The organism is Pseudomonas sp. LBUM1679, from assembly GCF_059695565.1.
In genome coordinates this window covers 3,310,098-3,328,180 of sequence record NZ_CP166774.1, presented here as the reverse complement: position 1 = coordinate 3,328,180, position 18,083 = coordinate 3,310,098, and the positions used below count along the sequence as shown (strand labels likewise).

Annotated in this window: 12 protein-coding genes and 1 tRNA gene; 7 read left to right on the top strand and 6 right to left on the bottom strand. The window is 61.8% G+C overall.

All coding sequences use genetic code 11. The annotated features are described in order from the left end of the window. The first annotated feature begins 40 nt into the window (after positions 1–40). The 3 genes from ACA062_RS15230 (at position 41) to phaR (ending at position 3,993) form a co-directional block, all read left to right on the top strand. Positions 41–1,813, top strand: coding sequence for an acyl-CoA dehydrogenase C-terminal domain-containing protein (locus tag ACA062_RS15230; protein WP_497457131.1), 1,773 nt, complete (start codon positions 41–43; stop codon positions 1,811–1,813). Between the two features lie 126 nt (positions 1,814–1,939). Next, positions 1,940–3,208 (top strand): OprD family porin, encoded by a 1,269-nt coding sequence (locus ACA062_RS15225; protein ID WP_497457130.1) that lies wholly within the window; start codon positions 1,940–1,942, stop codon positions 3,206–3,208. Between the two features lie 293 nt (positions 3,209–3,501). After that, on the top strand, positions 3,502–3,993 hold the full coding sequence (gene phaR / locus ACA062_RS15220; RefSeq protein ID WP_497457129.1) for a polyhydroxyalkanoate synthesis repressor PhaR: 492 nt from the start codon (positions 3,502–3,504) through the stop codon (positions 3,991–3,993). A 301-nt stretch (positions 3,994–4,294) separates the two neighbouring features. Here the strand turns inward: phaR and phaP are convergent, their stop codons facing one another. After that, positions 4,295–4,858: a TIGR01841 family phasin gene (gene phaP, locus ACA062_RS15215; RefSeq protein WP_497457128.1), complete on the bottom strand. Its 564-nt coding sequence runs from the start codon at positions 4,856–4,858 to the stop codon at positions 4,295–4,297. Between the two features lie 252 nt (positions 4,859–5,110). Between phaP and ACA062_RS15210 the strand changes: the two genes are divergently transcribed. Then, positions 5,111–8,140, top strand: a complete 3,030-nt coding sequence (locus ACA062_RS15210) for a DUF3141 domain-containing protein (RefSeq protein ID WP_497457127.1) — start codon at positions 5,111–5,113, stop codon at positions 8,138–8,140. 16 nt (positions 8,141–8,156) lie between these two features. Here the strand turns inward: ACA062_RS15210 and ACA062_RS15205 are convergent, their stop codons facing one another. Then, a complete protein-coding gene (locus tag ACA062_RS15205) occupies positions 8,157–9,194 on the bottom strand; it encodes an AraC family transcriptional regulator (protein WP_497457126.1) in 1,038 nt (345 codons plus the stop codon). A 259-nt stretch (positions 9,195–9,453) separates the two neighbouring features. Between ACA062_RS15205 and phbB the strand changes: the two genes are divergently transcribed. The 3 genes from phbB to phaC all read left to right on the top strand — a co-directional run bounded on the left by phbB (position 9,454) and on the right by phaC (position 13,237). Continuing rightward, positions 9,454–10,200, top strand: coding sequence for an acetoacetyl-CoA reductase (gene phbB, locus ACA062_RS15200; protein ID WP_150797894.1), 747 nt, complete (start codon positions 9,454–9,456; stop codon positions 10,198–10,200). A gap of 57 nt (positions 10,201–10,257) precedes the next feature. Then, positions 10,258–11,436 carry an acetyl-CoA C-acetyltransferase gene (locus ACA062_RS15195; RefSeq protein ID WP_497457125.1) on the top strand — a complete coding sequence of 393 codons (1,179 nt, stop codon included), beginning with the start codon at positions 10,258–10,260 and terminating at the stop codon, positions 11,434–11,436. Positions 11,437–11,533: 97 nt separating this feature from the next. Next, positions 11,534–13,237, top strand: a complete 1,704-nt coding sequence (gene phaC, locus ACA062_RS15190; RefSeq protein ID WP_497457124.1) for a class I poly(R)-hydroxyalkanoic acid synthase — start codon at positions 11,534–11,536, stop codon at positions 13,235–13,237. A gap of 327 nt (positions 13,238–13,564) precedes the next feature. On the opposite strand, the gene ACA062_RS15185 is transcribed toward phaC, so the two are convergent. The 4 genes from ACA062_RS15185 to fdhE all read right to left on the bottom strand — a co-directional run bounded on the left by ACA062_RS15185 (position 13,565) and on the right by fdhE (position 18,082). Further along, positions 13,565–13,660, bottom strand: a tRNA-Sec gene (locus tag ACA062_RS15185). A gap of 6 nt (positions 13,661–13,666) precedes the next feature. Then, the gene (gene selB / locus ACA062_RS15180) at positions 13,667–15,574 is read right to left on the bottom strand and encodes a selenocysteine-specific translation elongation factor (protein ID WP_497457123.1); all 1,908 of its coding nucleotides are present in this window, start codon (positions 15,572–15,574) and stop codon (positions 13,667–13,669) included. Further along, a complete protein-coding gene (selA, locus tag ACA062_RS15175; RefSeq protein ID WP_497457122.1) occupies positions 15,571–17,001 on the bottom strand; it encodes an L-seryl-tRNA(Sec) selenium transferase in 1,431 nt (476 codons plus the stop codon). The genes selB and selA overlap by 4 nt, the downstream gene beginning before the upstream one ends. A gap of 154 nt (positions 17,002–17,155) precedes the next feature. After that, positions 17,156–18,082: a formate dehydrogenase accessory protein FdhE gene (fdhE, locus tag ACA062_RS15170; RefSeq protein WP_497457121.1), complete on the bottom strand. Its 927-nt coding sequence runs from the start codon at positions 18,080–18,082 to the stop codon at positions 17,156–17,158. Between the last annotated feature and the right edge of the window lies 1 nt (position 18,083).

The following is an 18,083-nucleotide window of genomic DNA, read 5'->3' as shown; positions in this document are numbered from 1 at the left end:
CAGCGGCGCCGTGCCCAACCGTTCCATTGAGGTTCACGTTATGCCCGAATTCAACGCCCCGCTGCGCGACATGCGCTTTGTGCTGCATGAAGTGTTCGACGCCCCGGCCCTGTGGGCGCGCCTGCCGGCCCTGGCCGACAGTGTCGACGCCGCCACCGCCGACGCGATTCTCGAGGAGGCCGCCAAAGTCACCTCGCACCTGATCGCCCCCTTGAATCGCAGCGGCGACGAGGAAGGTGCCCAGTGGCAAGACGGCCAGGTCAGTACGCCGATCGGTTTCAAACAGGCGTACGCCACCTACATCGAAGGCGGCTGGGTCGGCCTGTCCGGCAACGCCGATTTCGGCGGCATGGGCATGCCCAAGATGCTTGCCGTGCAGTTCGAGGAAATGCTCTACGGCGCCAACTCGAGCTTCGCCCTGTATTCGGCCTTGAGTTCCGGCGCCTGCCTGGCGCTGGACGCCCATGCCAGCGAGGCCCTGAAAAGCCTGTATTTGCCGCCGATGTATGAAGGCCGCTGGGCCGGGTCCATGTGCCTGACTGAAGCCCACGCCGGCACCGACCTGGGGCTGATTCGCACCCGTGCCGAAGCCCGGGCCGATGGCAGCTTCAGCATCACCGGCAGCAAGATCTTCATCACCGGTGGCGATCAGGACCTGACCGAAAACATCGTGCACCTGGTGCTGGCCAGACTGCCGGACGCGCCGGCTGGCCCGAAAGGCATCTCGCTGTTCGTGGTGCCCAAAGTGCTGGTCAATGCCGATGGTTCCCTGGGCAATCCCAACGCCGTGAGCTGCGGTTCGATCGAGCACAAGATGGGCATCAAGGCCTCGGCGACCTGCGTAATGAACTTCGACGGCGCCAGCGGCTGGTTGGTCGGCGAGGCCAACAAAGGCCTGGCGGCGATGTTCACCATGATGAACTACGAACGCCTGTCCATCGGCATCCAGGGCATCGGTTGCGCCGAAGCGTCCTACCAGAGCGCCGTGGCTTACGCCCGTGAACGGGTGCAGAGCCGCGCACCGACCGGTGCCATCGCCCCGGACAACGCGGCCGACCCGATCATCGTCCACCCCGATGTACGGCGCATGCTGCTCGGCATGAAAGCCATGACCGAAGGTGGCCGTGCGTTTGCCAGTTACGTCGGGCAGCAACTGGACCTGGCGAAATTTTCCGATGACGCCCGTGAGCGCGACACCGCGCAAACCCTGGTCGCGCTGCTGACACCGGTGGCCAAGGCGTTTTTCACCGACACCGGCCTGGAAAGCTGCATCAACGGCCAACAGGTATTCGGCGGCCATGGCTATATCCGCGAATGGGGCCAGGAACAATTGGTTCGCGATGTGCGCATCGCGCAGATCTACGAAGGCACCAACGGCATTCAGGCGCTGGACCTGCTCGGTCGCAAAGTGCTGGCCGATAACGGCTTCGCCCTGCGTCAGTTCACCGGCCAGATCCTTCATTTCGCCCAGCAGCCCGACGCGCCCTATAGCGCTCAGTTGTTCGATGCCGTGCAGCGCCTGGAAGACCTGAGCGACTGGCTGCAGGACCAGGCGGCGACCAACCGCAACGAAATCGGCGCCGCCTCGGTGGAGTATCTGCACCTGTTCGGCTACGTCGCCTACGCCTGGCTGTGGGCGCGCATGGCTCAGGTCGCCGGGCAGAAACGCGGCGAAGACGAGGCGTTCTACGGCGCGAAGATCGCTACCGCCGACTTCTACATCCATCGCCTGCTGCCGCGCATCTTGAGCCTGGAGCAATCCATCCGCGCCGGCAGTGGCTCCCTCTATGGCCTGTCTGCCGAACAGTTTTAACGATTGAACCCACGCGGCGCCACGCTCCTCTCTTTTCGGCGCCTGCGTTTTTATCGATAAGCCCTCGCCCGTCCGGCGAGGGCCGCGGGACCTGTCTTTGCATAATAAAAACAAAGGGGCTTCACCATGGACCGTAACACCCGCACTCTCACAACCCGACTGCTGCTGGCCGGTGGCGTCATCAGCCTCTCGGCCCCCGCCGCTGCTGACTTTATCAAGGACAGCAAGGCCAGCCTCGAGCTGCGCAACTTCTACTTCAATCGCGATTATCGCCAGGACAACGCTGCGCAATCCAAACAAGAGGAATGGGCCCAGGGCTTTCTGCTGCGCTACGAATCGGGCTTCACCGAAGGCTTGATCGGCGTCGGCTTCGATGCCATTGGCCTGGTCGGCGTCAAACTCGACTCCAGCCCCGACCGCGCCGGCTCCGGCCTGCTCAAGCGCCATAGCGACATCAGTAAAGGTGCCCAGGACGAGTACGGCGAACTGGGCCTGACGGCCAAACTGCGCGCCTCCAAGAGCACGCTGAAACTCGGCACCCTGCTGCCCAAGCTGCCCACGGTGCTGGCCAACGATTCGCGGCTGTTGCCACAAACCTTCGAAGGCGGTCAGTTGACCTCGCTGGAAGTCGAAGGCCTGACCCTGGACGCCGGGCGCCTGACCCAGGTCAACCAGCGTGACTCCTCGGACTACGAGGACATGGGCATCACCCGCACCGGCGCCAAGGGCATCGTTACCCGCCATGCGGCCAGCGACAGCTTCGATTTCGCCAGCCTCAACTACAAATGGACCGGCAACCTGGCCACCGGCTACAGCTACGGCCACCTCGACAATCTCTACAGTCAGCACCTGGTGAACCTGACCTACGTGCTGCCGGTCACCACCGGCCAGTCGCTCAAGACTGATCTGCGTTACGCCCGCTCCACGGACGATGGCGGCAGCAACGTCGACAATAACGCGATTGGCGCAATGTTCACCTACAGCCTCGGCGGGCATGCGTTCGGCCTCGGCTATCAAGGCATGAGCGGCGACACCGGCTACGCCTACATCAATGGTAGCGATGCGTTCCTGGTCAACTTCGTGCAGATCGGCGACTTCGCCAGCAAGGATGAACAATCCTGGCAAGCCCGGTACGACTACAACTTCGCGGCCCTTGGGGTTCCGGGCCTGACCTTCATGACCCGCTACCTCACCGGTTCCGATATCGACCTGGGCAACAACCGCCCGGAAGGCAAGGAATGGGAGCGCGATACCGATATCGGCTATGTCGTGCAGAGCGGGCCGTTGAAGAATGTCGGGGTGAAATGGCGTAACGCCACGGTGCGCTCGAGCAACTTTGGCAGCGATCTGGATGAGAATCGGTTGATTGTCAGCTATAGCTTGCCGATCTGGTAAGTCGATCCGGCTGCACAAGGGGGGACTCGCTGGATGGCGCAGTCCCTTTTTTGCTGCTGGATTTGCCCTGTGATGGCGGGCCTCATCGCGAGCAAGCTCGCTCCCACAGGGATCTCTGTTGTTCGCAAATACTGCATTCACCGACAAACACTGTGGGAGCGAGCTTGCTCGCGATGGCGTCCTCCAGAGCAACAAACATGTCGGGCCTGGGTTCCCCTCCCCGACACCAACCCGCGGCAGTGGTCATAGTAGAGTAAGATGCCTGCTAACCAGGCCCGCCGCGAGACGCCCGCATGACCGATACCACCCCCCGCCTGATCAAGAAATACCCCAATCGCCGACTGTACGACACCCATACCAGCAGTCACCTGACCCTGGCCGATATCCGCCAGCTGGTCGTCGACAAGGTTTCGTTTCAGGTGGTCGATGCCAAGAGCGGCGAGGATTTGACTCGCAGTATTCTGCTGCAAGTGATTCTGGAGGCTGAAAGCGGCGGCGAGCCGATCTTCTCCAGCGAGATGCTGATGGGGATCATCCAGTTCTACGGCCCTTATCAGGGCGTGCTCGGCAGCTACCTGGACAAGAGCATTCAGACCGTGATCGACATCCAGTCCCAGACCGGCGCGCAATCGTCAGAAGCCTGGACCACGTTCATGCACCAACAGGCGCCAGTGATGCAGGACCTGATGCGGCAGTATGTCGATCAATCCAAGGCGCTTTATCTCAACACCCAGAACATGTTCGGCCTGTTTGGCGCCAAGCCGCCAAAGAAAGACGGTGAGTGAAGCACTGCCTGGTCATTGACAGGTGTGCGACGCCTACCCGGCTCACAGTCATCCTGCCTCCCCAACCGAACCAAGGCACTTGAGGCCTGGTGAAGTCATCAATCTTTAGCGCGGGTTCGCAGCTGTTCGAATGCAGACATCCTGCATCCCTGGACCAGAAAGCCCCTGCTGCCCGGCGTGCTGCTCGAATGGATCAAGCGCCTGCAGTCGGCCCGAGCCCTGCCGATCAGTTTTCTCAAACCAAAAAAAATGGCGATGGGGAATAAACCCATCGCCATCGGTGCAGCCGGCCTGACAAGACTTACTTGTTACCGGTCTTGGCGCTTGCTTCTGGAGCTGCTTTGGTGGCGGCGGCAGTGGCTTCGGCGAAAGTGCTCTGAGCCGTATCGGAAGCCTGTTTCGCGGCTTGCTGTGCATTTGCAAACGCGGTGCTGGCATTCGCCAGGCCCGACTTGAACGCGGCCACTACTGGCTCGGAGCCAGCTGGTGCGTTCTTGCTGATCGCTTCAACGAACTCTTGCACTTGCTGGGTGCCGGCTTCTACCTGGCTGGTGGCCAGCTTGGCGATGTCCGACTGAGTGTCCGCGATCAGCGCCTGAACCTGGCGATTGAACTCGGTCAGGCGTTCGGTCTGCTTGTTCGGCTGGGTGAAAGAAGCCTGCAGCTCGGCGAAATCTTGTGGACCGCGTACGGCCAGCAGCTTGCGAACACCTTCGAACTGCTCTTCGGTCGACTCGCGCAGGGCCTTGAACTGCAACTGGCTGAGCTGCTCAACGCTGGCGAAGACTTTGCCGCTGATTTGCTGGATCAGGTCAAGGTTGGCTTTCTGAGTGGCTTGCAGTTTTTCCGAGTTGAAAAAAGACATGCTTGAATCTCCTGGTACTGGAAGGCCCAAATGGGCCGAAGGACGCGATAGCGATCCTGCCAGTCATCGCGTTAGCCTTGATATTGCAGTGCACAAAAGATTTTCGCAACCCCTATTTTGTGCAGCGCAAAATAAACCTTGTCAGCCCTGCCCTTAATAGCGCTAAACTCCTGACCATCAGACGGCCGGCCCAGTCTTGTTCAATAAAAGGGTTGGATGCGCCGCGTCCCTATAAGGCATCAGGAGTTCACCATGGGCCAGGAAAAGAATATTGCGTTGCAAGATGAAGGGCTTGCAGCAACCTCCGGGTTGTTCGAACACCTGAATCACCTGCAACGCCTCAATACCCGCAACGTGCTCGACGCCGTGCAAAAGCGCCAGGCAAAAACCTTCGCACCCGCAAGTCTCGGGCAACTGAGACAACCTACCGCAAAGCAATGGCAGGAATATTTCACTGATCTTGGCCAACGCAGCGTGCTGTTCTGGGACACCTTGCGTCAGCGCGGCGACAACACCCTGGCGCACGAACGGGCCGGGTATCCGCTGCTGCTCAAATTCGATCATGAAACCCTGGTCGCCGGTGCAGACCTGCCCCGCCCGGTCAATTACTCGCTGTTGCAGGTGTTTGGCGGCTCCGGCAAAGCGATCGACGGCAATAAACCGCCGGTGATCATCATCGATCCACGGGGCGGGCATGGCTCGGGTATCGGTGGTTTCAAACAGGATTCGGTCATCGGCGAAAGCCTGCGGGCCGGTCACCCCACCTACTTCATTTCCTTCAGTCACTCGCCAAGACCCGGGCAAACCCTTGCGGACATTACCGCCGCCCAGGCCCGGTTCATCGAAGTCGTCAGTGCCCGGCATCCCGCCAGCAGCAAACCGGTGGTGATCGGCAACTGCCAGGCGGGTTGGTCCTTGATGGGGTTGGCAGCCTCCCGGCCGGAGTTGCCGGGGCTGATCATCGTCAATGGCGCGCCCTTGTCCTACTGGGCCGGCGTCAATGGAAAAAATCCGATGCGCTACACCGGCGGCTTGCTGGGGGGCGGCTGGATGGCGCGCCTGGGCAGCGACCTGGGCAACGACCGTTTCGACGGCACCTGGCTGGTGAGCAATTTCGAAAGCCTCGACCCGGCACACAGCTGGTGGGGCAAGTACTACCACCTGTTCAGCGAAGTCGACAGCGAGGCCCCGCGCTTTCTGGACTTCGAGCGCTGGTGGGGCAGCCCGACGCTGCTCAACGGCGAAGAAATCGAGATGATTGTCGATGACCTGTTCATCGGCAATCGCTTGTCCGGCGGCCTGGGGCGCAAGAGCAGCGGGCTGGACCTCAAGCGCATCGAAGTGCCGGTGGTGGTGTTCTGCTCCTATGGCGACAACATCACGCCGCCGCAACAGGCGCTGGACTGGATCACCGACGTCTACCCCAGCGATCTCGCCCTGCAACGTGCCGGGCGCACCATCGTTTACCTGCGCCATGCCAGCATCGGGCACCTGGGTATCTTCGTGTCCGGTGAAGTGGCCCGGCGCGAGCACCGGGAGCTGCTCGGTGCGGTCGACATCATCAATGCCTTGCCGGCCGGACTGTATGAAATGTTGATCGAAGACCTTCCGGAAAACTCGGCAACACCCTATGCCGTGCGTTTCGAACCGCGGCGGATCGCCGACATTCATGGCGACGAGCCGCCGCGCCGTGACGACGATCGCGAATTCGCCCTGGTCGAACGCGCTTCCGCCCTCAACAACAGCCTCTACGACGGCTTCATACGCCCGTGGTTGCGGCAGTGGATCAATGAACCGGCCGCCGAACTGATCCGCCGCTCGCACCCCTTCCATCAGCAACAAGTGATGTGGAGCAGCATGAACCCGGCCTTGTGGTGGCTATCCGCCAGTGCCTCCCAGGTGAGCAAGGATCGTCAGCCAGCGACCCCGGACAACCCTCTCCTGGCCTGGCAGGCGTTGTTCTCCAACCAGATCCAGGATGCCCTGGACGGTTACCGCGATCTGCGCGATGCCACCCAGGAGCTGTGTTTCTACGGTATCTATGGCGTATTGAACAGCCTCACCGGCAATGTCACCGGACGAAACCTGCAGGCACATGCCGAGCAGCACGACAAGCTCCTGATCGAACGCCTGCAGGATGCCCTGCCCCTGGGCGGCTTGATGGAAGCCTTGATCCGCATCCTGTTTCTGCTGGGCCGCAACATCAACGAGCCCGGCCAGCAAAGTGTCGAGAAGCTGATCCGGCAATTGCAGGCGCCGCTGCCGGATCACAGTGCCGGGTCGGTTGACCTGCGCGAAACCTTGAGCCTGCAAAAATTGCTGGTGGCCACCTATCCGCAGGAAAGCGTGCAAAGCCTGCCGTTGCTGCTGCCCGAAGCCGAAGAACGCCAACAAGTGTTGGCGGCGGCGGCCAATCTGCTGCCGGAACTGCTGACCATCAACGGCGCTGAACATCCGTTCTGGCGTGAGCTGCACACGCTACTGGATGTCTCTTTGCCAGCTTTCAGCGCGACCCAGGCGCCGAGTGAAGCCACAGCCGAAGTCATCAAGCAGGAAATGCCGGTGGTGATAGCTGAGCCGATCAAGGTTCCCGTGGTCACACCACAGCCAGTCCAGCCGAAAGATCCCGTGGTAACGCCTGAGCCGGTCAAGCAAAAAGCTGCTGGGGTAACACCTCAGCCTGCCGAGCAAAAAGCGCCCGTGGTCACACCTGAGCCAGTCAAGCAAAAAACTGCTGGGGTAACACCTCAGCCAGCCGAACAAAAAGCGCCCGTGGCCACACCTGAGCCAGTCAAGCAAAAAGCCGCAGGGGTAACACCGCAACCAGCCGAGAAAAAAACGCCCGTAGTCACACCTGAGCCTATCAAGCAGAAAGCTGCTGGGGTATCACCTCAGCCAGGCGAGCAAAAGGCGCCCGTGGCCACACCTGAACCAGTCAAGCAAAAAGCCGCAGGGGTAAAAACGCAACCAGCCGAGAAAAAAACGCCCGTAGTCACACCTGAGCCAATCAAGCAGAAAGCTGCTGGGGTATCACCTCAGCCAGCCGAGCAAAAAGCACCGTTGGCCACACCTGAGCCAGCCAAGCAAAAAGACCCGGTAGCGACACCTGAGCCGATCAATCAGGAAGTCCCGGTCGTAGCGGCCAAGCCGATACCCACCAGTCCTACCGCGCAAAAAGTCCCGGCAGTGCTGCCCAAACCCATCGCCAACACTGTGAGCCCGGTGAGCCCCTCCTCCAAAGGAAAAAAAGGCGCGAAAAAACCTTCGACCAAAAAGCCTTGATCACACGAGCGCCGCGTCACACCGGCGCGGTCCCCTCGAACGCGAACGATTCATTTGTCCGGTACTGACCGGGGGTCATGCCGAACCAGCGGCTGCAGGCTTTGTTGAAGCTGCTGTGGTCATGAAAACCAAGGAGATACGCCACATGCTTCATGTTGAAGTGAGAATGGCGCAGGTAGAAATCGGCCAGCTGCCGGCGCACGGCGTTCTGCACGTCCTTGAATTGGGTCCCGTCCTTTTCCAGGGCGCGTTGCAGGGTGCGCTTGCTGAGGTGCAACGCAGCGGCGATCGACTCCATGTCGCATTGGCCCTGGCCGTGACTCAAACGCTCGGTGAGCAGCGCGCGGATTTTGCCGACAATGGAGAAGCCACAAAGCGAATCCAGTTGCGCCTCGGCGAAACTGTCATGCAGTACCGCCAACGCCTCGTTGGCCATGCTCAACGGACGCAGCAGTTCCTGGCCGTCAAACAGGATGCTGTCGTAGGCCGAACCAAAATGCAGGTCGCAGCCAAACAGCCGCTGATGCTCGGACGTGTCTCGCGGTTCCGGATAGCTGAACTCCACACTCAGGGGCTGCGGCAACGTACCGCCACCCAGCCAGCGGCAAAAGCCCAGCAGGGAAGCCAGCCCGGCATCGGCAAATTGCCGAGGCTTGATCGAGCCGGACTGTTGATGATCGAGCGAAGCCATTCGGTAATGCTCCTGCTCCGGGACAAAAAACAGGCTGAAACCGCCGCCGATCAACGGGCTGAACCGCACCAGGCGTTCAAGCGCCCTTTTCAGGTTAAGGCTCGACATCATGGTGTAACCGACAATCTGAAAACTGCCGGGGTGAAAATGGCCGTAGGCTTTCAAACCGATGTCGGGATCGCCGCTGGCCTGTGCCGCCAGTTGCCAAAGCCGATAGATCGCCCTTCGCTCACATAACGCTCCTGGCGTGTGCGCGATTTTCAAGTCCAGTCCAGCCTCCTGACAAAGGTGGGCGACATCCAGTCCTTCCGCTGACAGCGTATTGACCAGCACGTTGGCGTAACCGGAACTCATTCTATACATGGCGTCCTCATTGACCTGTGGAACCGAACATCCTGTCCGGAGCCATGACTTACCTACGTTACAGTAAATATTAACCGGTGTTTAAAATTGAACTATTGATCTCAGTATAGGTTCTGCTCACCTTTTGCCAGCGGATCGAAAAAAAAAGCGTGGCACCGTTGGACACCAGACAGTCACCTCCCAACACTTCCGCATACCTCGCCAATACCGAACAATCACACCCCATCCTGCAACGCAAAATATAGAAAGGAAAGACTGTATGAAATCGCTTGGTCGTATTGCGTTGGTTACTGGCGGTATGGGTGGGATCGGCACGGCAATTTGTCAGCGCCTGCACAAGGAAGGTTTCAAAGTCATCGTGGGCTGCAGCTCCGATTCCGCCCGCAAGAATGAGTGGGCAGCGAGCCAGCTGGCGGCGGGTTATCAGTTCGAATTCATCTACGGCGACATCACCGATTGGGAGTCCACCCGCAAGGCCTTCGAGATGGCCCGTGAACAATTCGGCCCGGTGGATGTACTGGTCAACAACGCCGGCATCACCCGTGACGCCTCCTTCCGCAAAATCACTCCGGAAGACTGGAACGCCGTAATCAACACCAACCTCAACGGCATGTTCAACACCACCAAACAGGTGATTGAAGGCATGTTGTCCAAGGGCTGGGGCCGGATCATCAACATCTCCTCGATCAACGGTCAACGTGGCCAGTTCGGCCAGACCAACTACAGCGCGGCCAAAGCCGGCATCCATGGCTTCACCATGGCTTTGGCCCGTGAAGTTTCAGGAAAGGGCGTGACCGTCAACACCGTCTCCCCCGGCTATATCCAGACCAGCATGACCGCGGCCATCCGCCAGGACATTCTCGACACCATGATCGCGGCCACACCGGTCGGTCGCCTCGGCCAACCCGAAGAAATCGCCTCGATCGTCGCCTGGCTGGCGTCCGATGAATCGGGCTACAGCACCGGCGCCGACTTCTCGGTCAATGGCGGCATGAACATGCAATAAGTCTGTCAGGGCAAGGACGCCCTGCTCTCGCTTGACACAATCCTGATGAGGTTTTGCATGAACGAAGTCGTAATCGTTGCCGCTACGCGTACCGCCATTGGCAGTTTTCAAGGTTCCCTTTCCGCCATTCCCGCCACTGAACTGGGCGCAGCAGTGATTCGTCGCCTGCTCGAACAGACCGGTGTCGATGCTGCACAGATCGATGAAGTGATCCTCGGCCAGGTGCTGACAGCAGGCTCCGGGCAGAACCCGGCACGCCAGTCGGCGATCAAGGCCGGCCTGCCCCATACCGTCCCTGCCCTGACCCTGAACAAAGTCTGCGGCTCCGGCCTCAAGGCGGTCCAGCTCGCGGTCCAGGCCATCCGTTGCGGCGACGCCGAACTGGTGATTGCCGGCGGCCAGGAAAACATGAGCCTGGCCCCTTATGTGCTGCCCAAGGCACGCACCGGCCTGCGCATGGGTCATGCGCAACTGCAGGACAGCGTGATCCAGGATGGCTTGTGGGATGCGTTCAACGACTACCACATGGGCATCACCGCCGAAAACCTGGCGAGCAAGTATGAGCTCAGCCGCGAAGACCAGGACGCCTTTGCCGCGGCCTCGCAGCAGAAAGCCTCTGCCGCCATCGAAGGCGGTTATTTCAAGGCTGAAATCACCCCGATCCTGATTCCCCAGCGCAAGGGTGATCCGCTGGTCTTCGACACCGACGAACAACCGCGCCCGGGCAGCACACTCCAGGCCTTGAGCAACCTCAAGCCGGCGTTCCAGAAAACCGGCACCGTCACCGCCGGCAACGCGTCGACCCTCAACGACGGCGCCGCCGTGCTGATGCTGGCCAGCGCCGCCAAGGCCGAGGCCCTGGGCTTGCCGGTACTGGCGCGCATCAAGGCTTATGCCAGTGCCGGTGTCGACCCGTCGATCATGGGCATCGGCCCGGTGCCTGCCACCCGCCTGGCCCTGACCAAAGCCGGTTGGAGCCTGGACGACCTGGACCTGATCGAGGCCAACGAAGCGTTCGCCGCGCAATCACTGGCCGTCAGCAAGGAACTGGGCTGGGACATGAACAAGGTCAACGTCAACGGTGGCGCGATTGCCCTCGGCCATCCGATCGGCGCATCGGGCGCGCGAATCCTGGTGTCGCTGGTGCATGAACTGATTCGTCGCGATGGCAAAAAAGGTCTGGCCACCTTGTGCATCGGTGGCGGCCAGGGCGTCAGCCTGGCCATCGAGCGCTAGACACACCGAACTGCTTTCTTGGCTGCAGCCGCGGCGCCGAAGTCCGGCGCCGCGGTTTTTTTCTGTCTGGTTTTTTTTCATGTGGGCAAGGAGTTCCATGGACAATAACGCACACACTTTCAACACCTTCTGGTCCGGCCAGGTTCCGTTCGCTGCCTCTTTTGCAGTGCAACAGTTGCGTCTGTGGGTCGCCACCAATCCGTGGTTCACCGGGCAGGACCACAACGCCTGGTTCGATGTGCCACGCAGCACCCTGGACAGCCTTCAGTCAGATTATCAGCAACAATGGGCTGAACTCGGCCAGCGTCTGCTGACCGGCCAGGCCTTTACCTTCGACGACCGACGGTTTGCGAGCGGTAACTGGGGCCAGCCATTGTTTGGTTCCCTCGCCGCGTTTTACCTGCTCAATGCCGGTTTTCTACTGAAGCTGCTCGATCTGCTGCCGATCAACGACAAGAAACCACGCCAGCGCCTGTTGTATCTGGTGGAGCAAGCCATCGCCGCCGCTTCCCCGAGCAATTTCCTGGCCAGTAACCCCGACGCGCTGCAACGGGTGGTCGATACCCAGGGCAGCAGCCTGGTCACCGGCCTGATGCACCTGGCCGCCGACCTGCAGGAAGGCAAGATGCGCCAGTGCGACGCAGGTGCTTTCAAAGTGGGTGTCGACCTGGCCAATACCCCCGGCGAAGTAGTCTTCGAGAACGAGCTGTTCCAGCTCATCCAGTACTATCCGCAAAGCGAAACCCAATACCGGCGCCCGGTATTTATCGTTCCGCCGGCGATCAACAAGTACTACATCCTCGACCTGCGCCCCGACAACTCGATGGTTCGCCATCTGTTGCAGCAAGGCCACCCGGTATTCCTGATGTCCTGGCGCAACTTCGACCAGTCGCTCGCCGGCACCACTTGGGATGACCTGGTCGAAACCGGCATTATCAAAGGCCTGCAGGTGACCCGCGAGATCAGCGGCGAGCAACGGCCCAATTGCATGGGTTTCTGCATCGGTGGCACGCTGCTGGGTTCCGCGCTGGCCGTATTGGCGGCCCGCGGTGACAAGGACATCGCCAGCGTCAGCCTGCTGACCACGTTCCTCGATTACCGCGATACCGGTGCGATCGATATCTTCGTCGACGAACAACTGGTCGCCCAACGCGAGCGCACCATTGGCGGCCTGAACGGCCCCATCGGCCTGTTCAAGGGCGAGGACATGGGCAATACCTTCTCGCTGCTGCGCCCCAACGACCTGTGGTGGAACTACAACGTCGACAAATACCTCAAGGGGCAGAAACCGATCCCGCTGGATCTGCTGTTCTGGAACAACGACAGCACCAACCTGCCGGGGCCGATGTACTGCTGGTACCTGCGCCATACCTATTTGCAGAACGACCTGAAATCCGGTGAGCTGGATTGCTGCGGGGTCAAGCTGGACCTGCGCGCCATCGACGCCCCGGCCTACATCCTCGCCACCCATGACGACCACATCGTGCCATGGAGGAGCGCTTACGCCAGCACCGAATTGCTCTCCGGAACCAAGCGGTTCGTGCTGGGCGCCTCGGGGCATATCGCGGGCGTGATCAATCCACCGGCCAAGGAAAAACGCCACTACTGGACCAACGACCAAGTCACCCAGGACCCTGAAACCTGGTTCGGCAATGCCCAACAGACTCCAGGCAGTTGGTGGAACGATTGGTTCGCCTGGCTGGCCGGGCACGCCGGGGAACGCCAGCCTTCGGTGCTGCACACCGGTAGCGAGCAGTACCCGCCACTGGAACCGGCACCCGGGCGTTATGTAAAGCAATGACCGCCTCTGTGGGAGCCCGCCCGCTCGCGAAAGCGGTCGGTCTGTCACTGCGATGTTGAATCTGCCGCCGTCTTCGCGAGCAAGCTCGCTCCCACAGGGTATCGCTGGTGTCTGGGAGGTTTGTGCCTGGCACCGTGCCAATGTGGGAGCGAGCTTGCTCCGGGCGGCGTTCCGACGAAAGCGGTCGGTTTGTCACTGCGATGTTGAATGGGCCGCCGCAGTTGATCGCCAAGGCTCGCGGATAAGATCAAAAGCGAAAAAAAACGCCCCGCCCTTCGCGGGCAAACCCGCCCCTACAGGGGTTGGGGGTGCCTGGGAGATTAAAAATGGCGGAAGGCAGCGGGAGTCGAACCTGCCCGGGAACGGATGCCGTCCCCAACCGGGTTTGAAGCCCGGCCGCGCCACCGGGCGCGATTGCCTTCCTTGAACTCAGGGCTCGTCCGGCTGAGCCAGTGCATTGTCGAGTCGGATATGACGCCTGTCGCCGAATCGTCGGGTGAGGCCGATGCGGTCGAAGTATTCGAGAATCTGGATGCTGCGTTTTCGCCCCAGCCCCACCTTATCGCGAAACGCCGTGACCTGGATCAGCGGGTTTTCGGCCGCCAGTTGCACCAGCATAGCCGCCAATCGACGCAGCATCGCATCGGTGTAGAACAGATCCCGGACGACCTGGTGCAACAACCCCAGCCGCGCCATCTTGCGCAGCAGCAAGCGTACCGCGACCGGGTCATGACCAAGGTCGCGCACCCACGGCGGATCGAAGCCGGCCTGCTCGAACAACGGCTGCAATTGTTGCCACAGGGCTTCGTCGTCTTCGCTCAAGCGCACCTGATGATCGGGCAGGTGCAGCCACGGACCGCTGGCCGCCATCGCGCCGCTGGCCAGCAACTCTTCAAGCAGGCTGATGAAGGTCGGGCGCTCCAGTGCCGTGCCGGTGAATCGACGCAAGCGATCCCGGTCCGGGCCCATTTGATCCGGTTCAAGTCGATGAAAACGTGCGAGATGTTCCAGCACCGGTGTTTTCAGGGCTTCCCAGCGGGCCGCACTGAACAACAGTGAGCCCTGCCGCGTATCGATCAGACGCACGTCGCCAGGCAACACCCAGCTATCACGCGGACGGTTGAACTGCCGCTCCACATGTTGCGGATCGAGGCCGGTGTCGCTGTTGGCCAGCAATACTGGCAGAACCTGTTCCAGGCCATGGCTGCTGGCCAGTGCCTGCAGCTGCGCCAGGCGCTCGGGACTGCGGCGGTGTCGGCTCGGCGCAAACGGGTCGAGCACCCGGCCACCGCCAAGCGTGCGTCGGGCGCTCTGGTCGCGAAGAATCAGCGGGTCGCCCTTCACGGCCTGCACCGGAGCGTTGAGCAGCAGTTGCGCGAGCGTCCGCTCACCGGGTATGAGGCTCGTGCCTTCGAGCAACGCCACCCGTCCCGTCACGTCCTGGGTAGCCAGATGCACATGCACGGATTGAAAGTGCTCCAAGGGCCGGTCTTCGCTGGCCAGTAACCGCAGTTCGATATCCAGGCGCCGGGTCGGCGCATACAACCACTCGGCCAGCAGCCAGTGCCCCCGGTGAATCTGTTCCAGCGCCAGACGCTCGGCACTCAGGTTCAACGCCACGCGCTGGCCGGCAGACGCGCTGGCGGCGGCTTGATTTTGCGCATGCAAGCCACGCACGCGTACCGGTTTTCCCTGGGGGCCGAGCATCAGCGTATCACCCACCGCAACCTGCCCGGACAACGCGGTACCAGTCACCACGACACCGGCGCCGGCCACGCTGAACGCGCGATCGATGGCCAGGCGGAAACCGCCGTGGGTGCTGCGTTGCAGCACTTCATGTTGCGCTTGGAGCAAGGCCTGGCGCAGGGTCTCGACCCCCGCCCCGGTCACACTCGATAACGCAATCTGCGGTGCGCCGGCATAAGGTCCGGGCGCCAGCAACGCTTCGATCTGGTCGCGCACGGCCTGCACCCTGGAGGGATCGACCCGGTCGCATTTAGTGATCGCGATCAGTGCCCGAGGAATGCCCAGCAGTTCGACGATGGCCAGGTGTTCGCGAGTCTGCGGCATGACGCCGTCGTCGGCCGCCACCACCAGCAGCACCAGATCGATGCCCTGCGCCCCGGCCAGCATGTTATGGGTGAAGCGCTCATGACCGGGCACGTCGATAAAACCGGTCAGGGCCGCTCCGGGTTCCAGCGCCGCGTACAGGTAACCCAGGTCGATGGTCATGCCGCGTTCGCGTTCTTCCCGGCGACGATCGCCGGCCTGGCCGGTCAAGGCCTGGAGCAATGCTGTCTTGCCGTGGTCGATGTGTCCTGCGGTACCGACTATCACCCTGGTACGCCCTCCTGCGGCCATTGATCGAGTTGCGCCAGCCACGCCGCCTCGTCGTCCAGTTGTCGCAGATCGAGCCACAGGGCGTCGTCATCGATGCGTCCGAGCACCGGGATCGGCAAGCCGCGCAGCGCGGTTTCCAGACCGTGCAAGCGTCGTCCGCGCAGACGCTTGGACGTGTCGGGCCGAATGCATAACGCGGCACTCGGCAAACGCGCCACCGGTTGGCTGCCACTGCCGATCATGCCCAGTGCCGTCACTGCGCTGACACTCCAGCCGTCGCCGAGCACCCTGGCCAGCGCGGGCTGCAGGCGCTCGGCCTGGGCCAGGATGTCCGCTTGTGGCCGGGTCAGCAGGCGCAGACTGGGCAGGCGTTCGGCCAGTCGGTCCGGATCGCGGTACAGGCCCAACACCGCTCCGAGGGCGGCCAGGGTCAGTTTGTCGACCCGCAAGGCGCGTTTGAGCGGGTTCTTCTTGATTCGCGCGATCAGGTCCTTGCGGCCGACGATCAACCCGGCTTGCGGGCCGCCAAGCAACTTGTCACCGCTGAAGGTTACGATGTCCACGCCATCGAGCAGCGCCTGGCGCACCGTCGGTTCGGCAGGCAAACCCCAGCGCGTCAGGTCCAAAAGGCTGCCGCTGCCGAGGTCTTCCAGCAACGGCAATCCGTGCTTGTGGGCCAGTTGCGCCAGCTCGGCGGTCGGCACCCGGGCGGTGAAGCCTTCGATGGCGTAGTTGCTCGCGTGCACCCGCATCACCAGGCCACTGCGCGGACCAATGGCCGCTTCATAATCGCGGGCATGGGTGCGATTGGTGGTGCCGACTTCGTGCAGCTTTACCCCGGCCCGGGCCATGATGTCGGGAATCCGGAATGCGCCGCCGATCTCGATCAGCTCGCCCCGGGAAATGATGCCTTCCTTGCGCGCGCCCAGGCTGTTGAGCGTCAGTAGCACCGCGGCGGCATTGTTGTTGACCACGGTCACGGCTTCGGCCCCGGTCAATTCGCGGATCAGGCCTTCGATCAGGTCGTCACGGTCGCCGCGCTTGCCGCTGTCCAGGTCGAATTCCAGGTTGAGCGGGTAGCGCGCAGCGAGCTGCACGGCGTCAATTGCCTCCTCTGGCAAGAGCGCGCGACCAAGGTTGGTGTGCAGCACCGTGCCGGTGAGGTTGAACACTCGGCGGACATGGCTGCGATGCTGCAGGGCCAGGCGCTCGCCCGCCCTGCCCGCGAGGATTTCGGGTGCGATCTCAACGGCGTCGAGTTGGCCGCCAAGCACCGGTTCACGCAGGTCGTCGAGCAATTGGCGCAAGCTGGCCAGCAGCGCGTCGCGCCCATAGCGCTCGGCCAGTGGCTGGCACGCCGGATGACGCAGCAAACTGTCGATGGAAGGTAGCCGCAAGGCCGGGCTGGCGGATCTGGAAGACATCAGGGGCTCCCCGCAAACGCTGACCGCCTGAGTGTAGCCGTTGAACCCCTGTAGGAGCTGGCTTGCCAGCGAAGGCGGCCTCGAGTCCTGCAGCGCCCATGAAGACGCCTTCGCTGGCAAGCCAGCTCCTACACAGGATCACAGGATCACAGGTTCAGTCGCCTCCCGGGGCGAACAAAAGATTCGGCGCCAGCCGTTGATAGCCCTCCTGCTCCAGGCGCATATCGAGCATCAGGCTGCTCAGGTCGGTCGAGAGCGCTTCGGCTTCGGCGTCGTTTTCCAGGTAGAGCAGCTTCAGATAGCTGTGACAGCCGGGGCAGGTTTCCGCGCGCAGCGGCGCCTGGTCGGCGGTGTGGCGGTCATCGTCGAGGCTGACGTATTCCAGGCCTTTGCTTTGCTCGCAGTACACGCATTTGACCCGCACCACGTGCCATTCACAGGCACACAGCGAGCACACCAGATAACGCAGGCCGTTGTATTTGCCTCGGTGGCGAATCACCCCGGCCATGGCCGGCGAACCGCAGGCCGGGCATTGGCTGAGGCTGTCGCCGGGTTTCAATTGCAGGTTCGGTGTACTCAACAACCAATGGCTCCAGGCCGCCTGCAACGTCGCGCCGAGAAATGGCACCAGCGCGGCTGGCAGCAACGTGAACTGGCCGCTGACCAAGGCAATCGCCCAGGCCTTGAGCTGCCCGGCGTTGGCATTGCGCAAAGTCGCCAGGGCTTTTACGACCGCAGGTTGTGCAGGTGGCGGATACCGCTGCAACAGCGCTTCGAGGAACGGCAACCAACCACCCTCGCGCACCAGACTGTCGGCGGCGAACGGTGGCAGGCCATGTTGCTGGCAGACCCGCAGGCGTTCGGGGTCCGGCGGTGCAGTGGCCGGAGGATCGTCCATCAGTTGCTGCTGGACATGGCACAGGCCGGCCACCAACCGCAGGTAATCGGCCAAGGGATGCCCTTCGGCGAACCGTTCCAGGCGCTGTGCCCGCAACGTGAACAAGTTGTTCGGTGGCAGGTGCAGAAACGGCGGAGAACTCGCCGCCGCTTCGATGTCGCCAGGCTCAAGAATAGTCGCCAAG

Excerpts from the sequence above, each read along its gene's own strand:
- ACA062_RS15230 (WP_497457131.1), top strand. The coding sequence starts at position 41 with ATGCCCGAATTCAACGCCCCGCTGCGCGACATGCGCTTTGTGCTGCAT.
- ACA062_RS15225 (WP_497457130.1), top strand. The coding sequence starts at position 1,940 with ATGGACCGTAACACCCGCACTCTCACAACCCGACTGCTGCTGGCCGGT.
- ACA062_RS15210 (WP_497457127.1), top strand. The coding sequence starts at position 5,111 with ATGGGCCAGGAAAAGAATATTGCGTTGCAAGATGAAGGGCTTGCAGCA.
- selA (WP_497457122.1), bottom strand. The coding sequence starts at position 17,001 with ATGTCTTCCAGATCCGCCAGCCCGGCCTTGCGGCTACCTTCCATCGAC.
- phaR (WP_497457129.1), top strand. The coding sequence starts at position 3,502 with ATGACCGATACCACCCCCCGCCTGATCAAGAAATACCCCAATCGCCGA.
- phaP (WP_497457128.1), bottom strand. The coding sequence starts at position 4,858 with ATGTCTTTTTTCAACTCGGAAAAACTGCAAGCCACTCAGAAAGCCAAC.
- phaC (WP_497457124.1), top strand. The coding sequence starts at position 11,534 with ATGGACAATAACGCACACACTTTCAACACCTTCTGGTCCGGCCAGGTT.
- ACA062_RS15205 (WP_497457126.1), bottom strand. The coding sequence starts at position 9,194 with ATGTATAGAATGAGTTCCGGTTACGCCAACGTGCTGGTCAATACGCTG.
- phbB (WP_150797894.1), top strand. The coding sequence starts at position 9,454 with ATGAAATCGCTTGGTCGTATTGCGTTGGTTACTGGCGGTATGGGTGGG.
- ACA062_RS15195 (WP_497457125.1), top strand. The coding sequence starts at position 10,258 with ATGAACGAAGTCGTAATCGTTGCCGCTACGCGTACCGCCATTGGCAGT.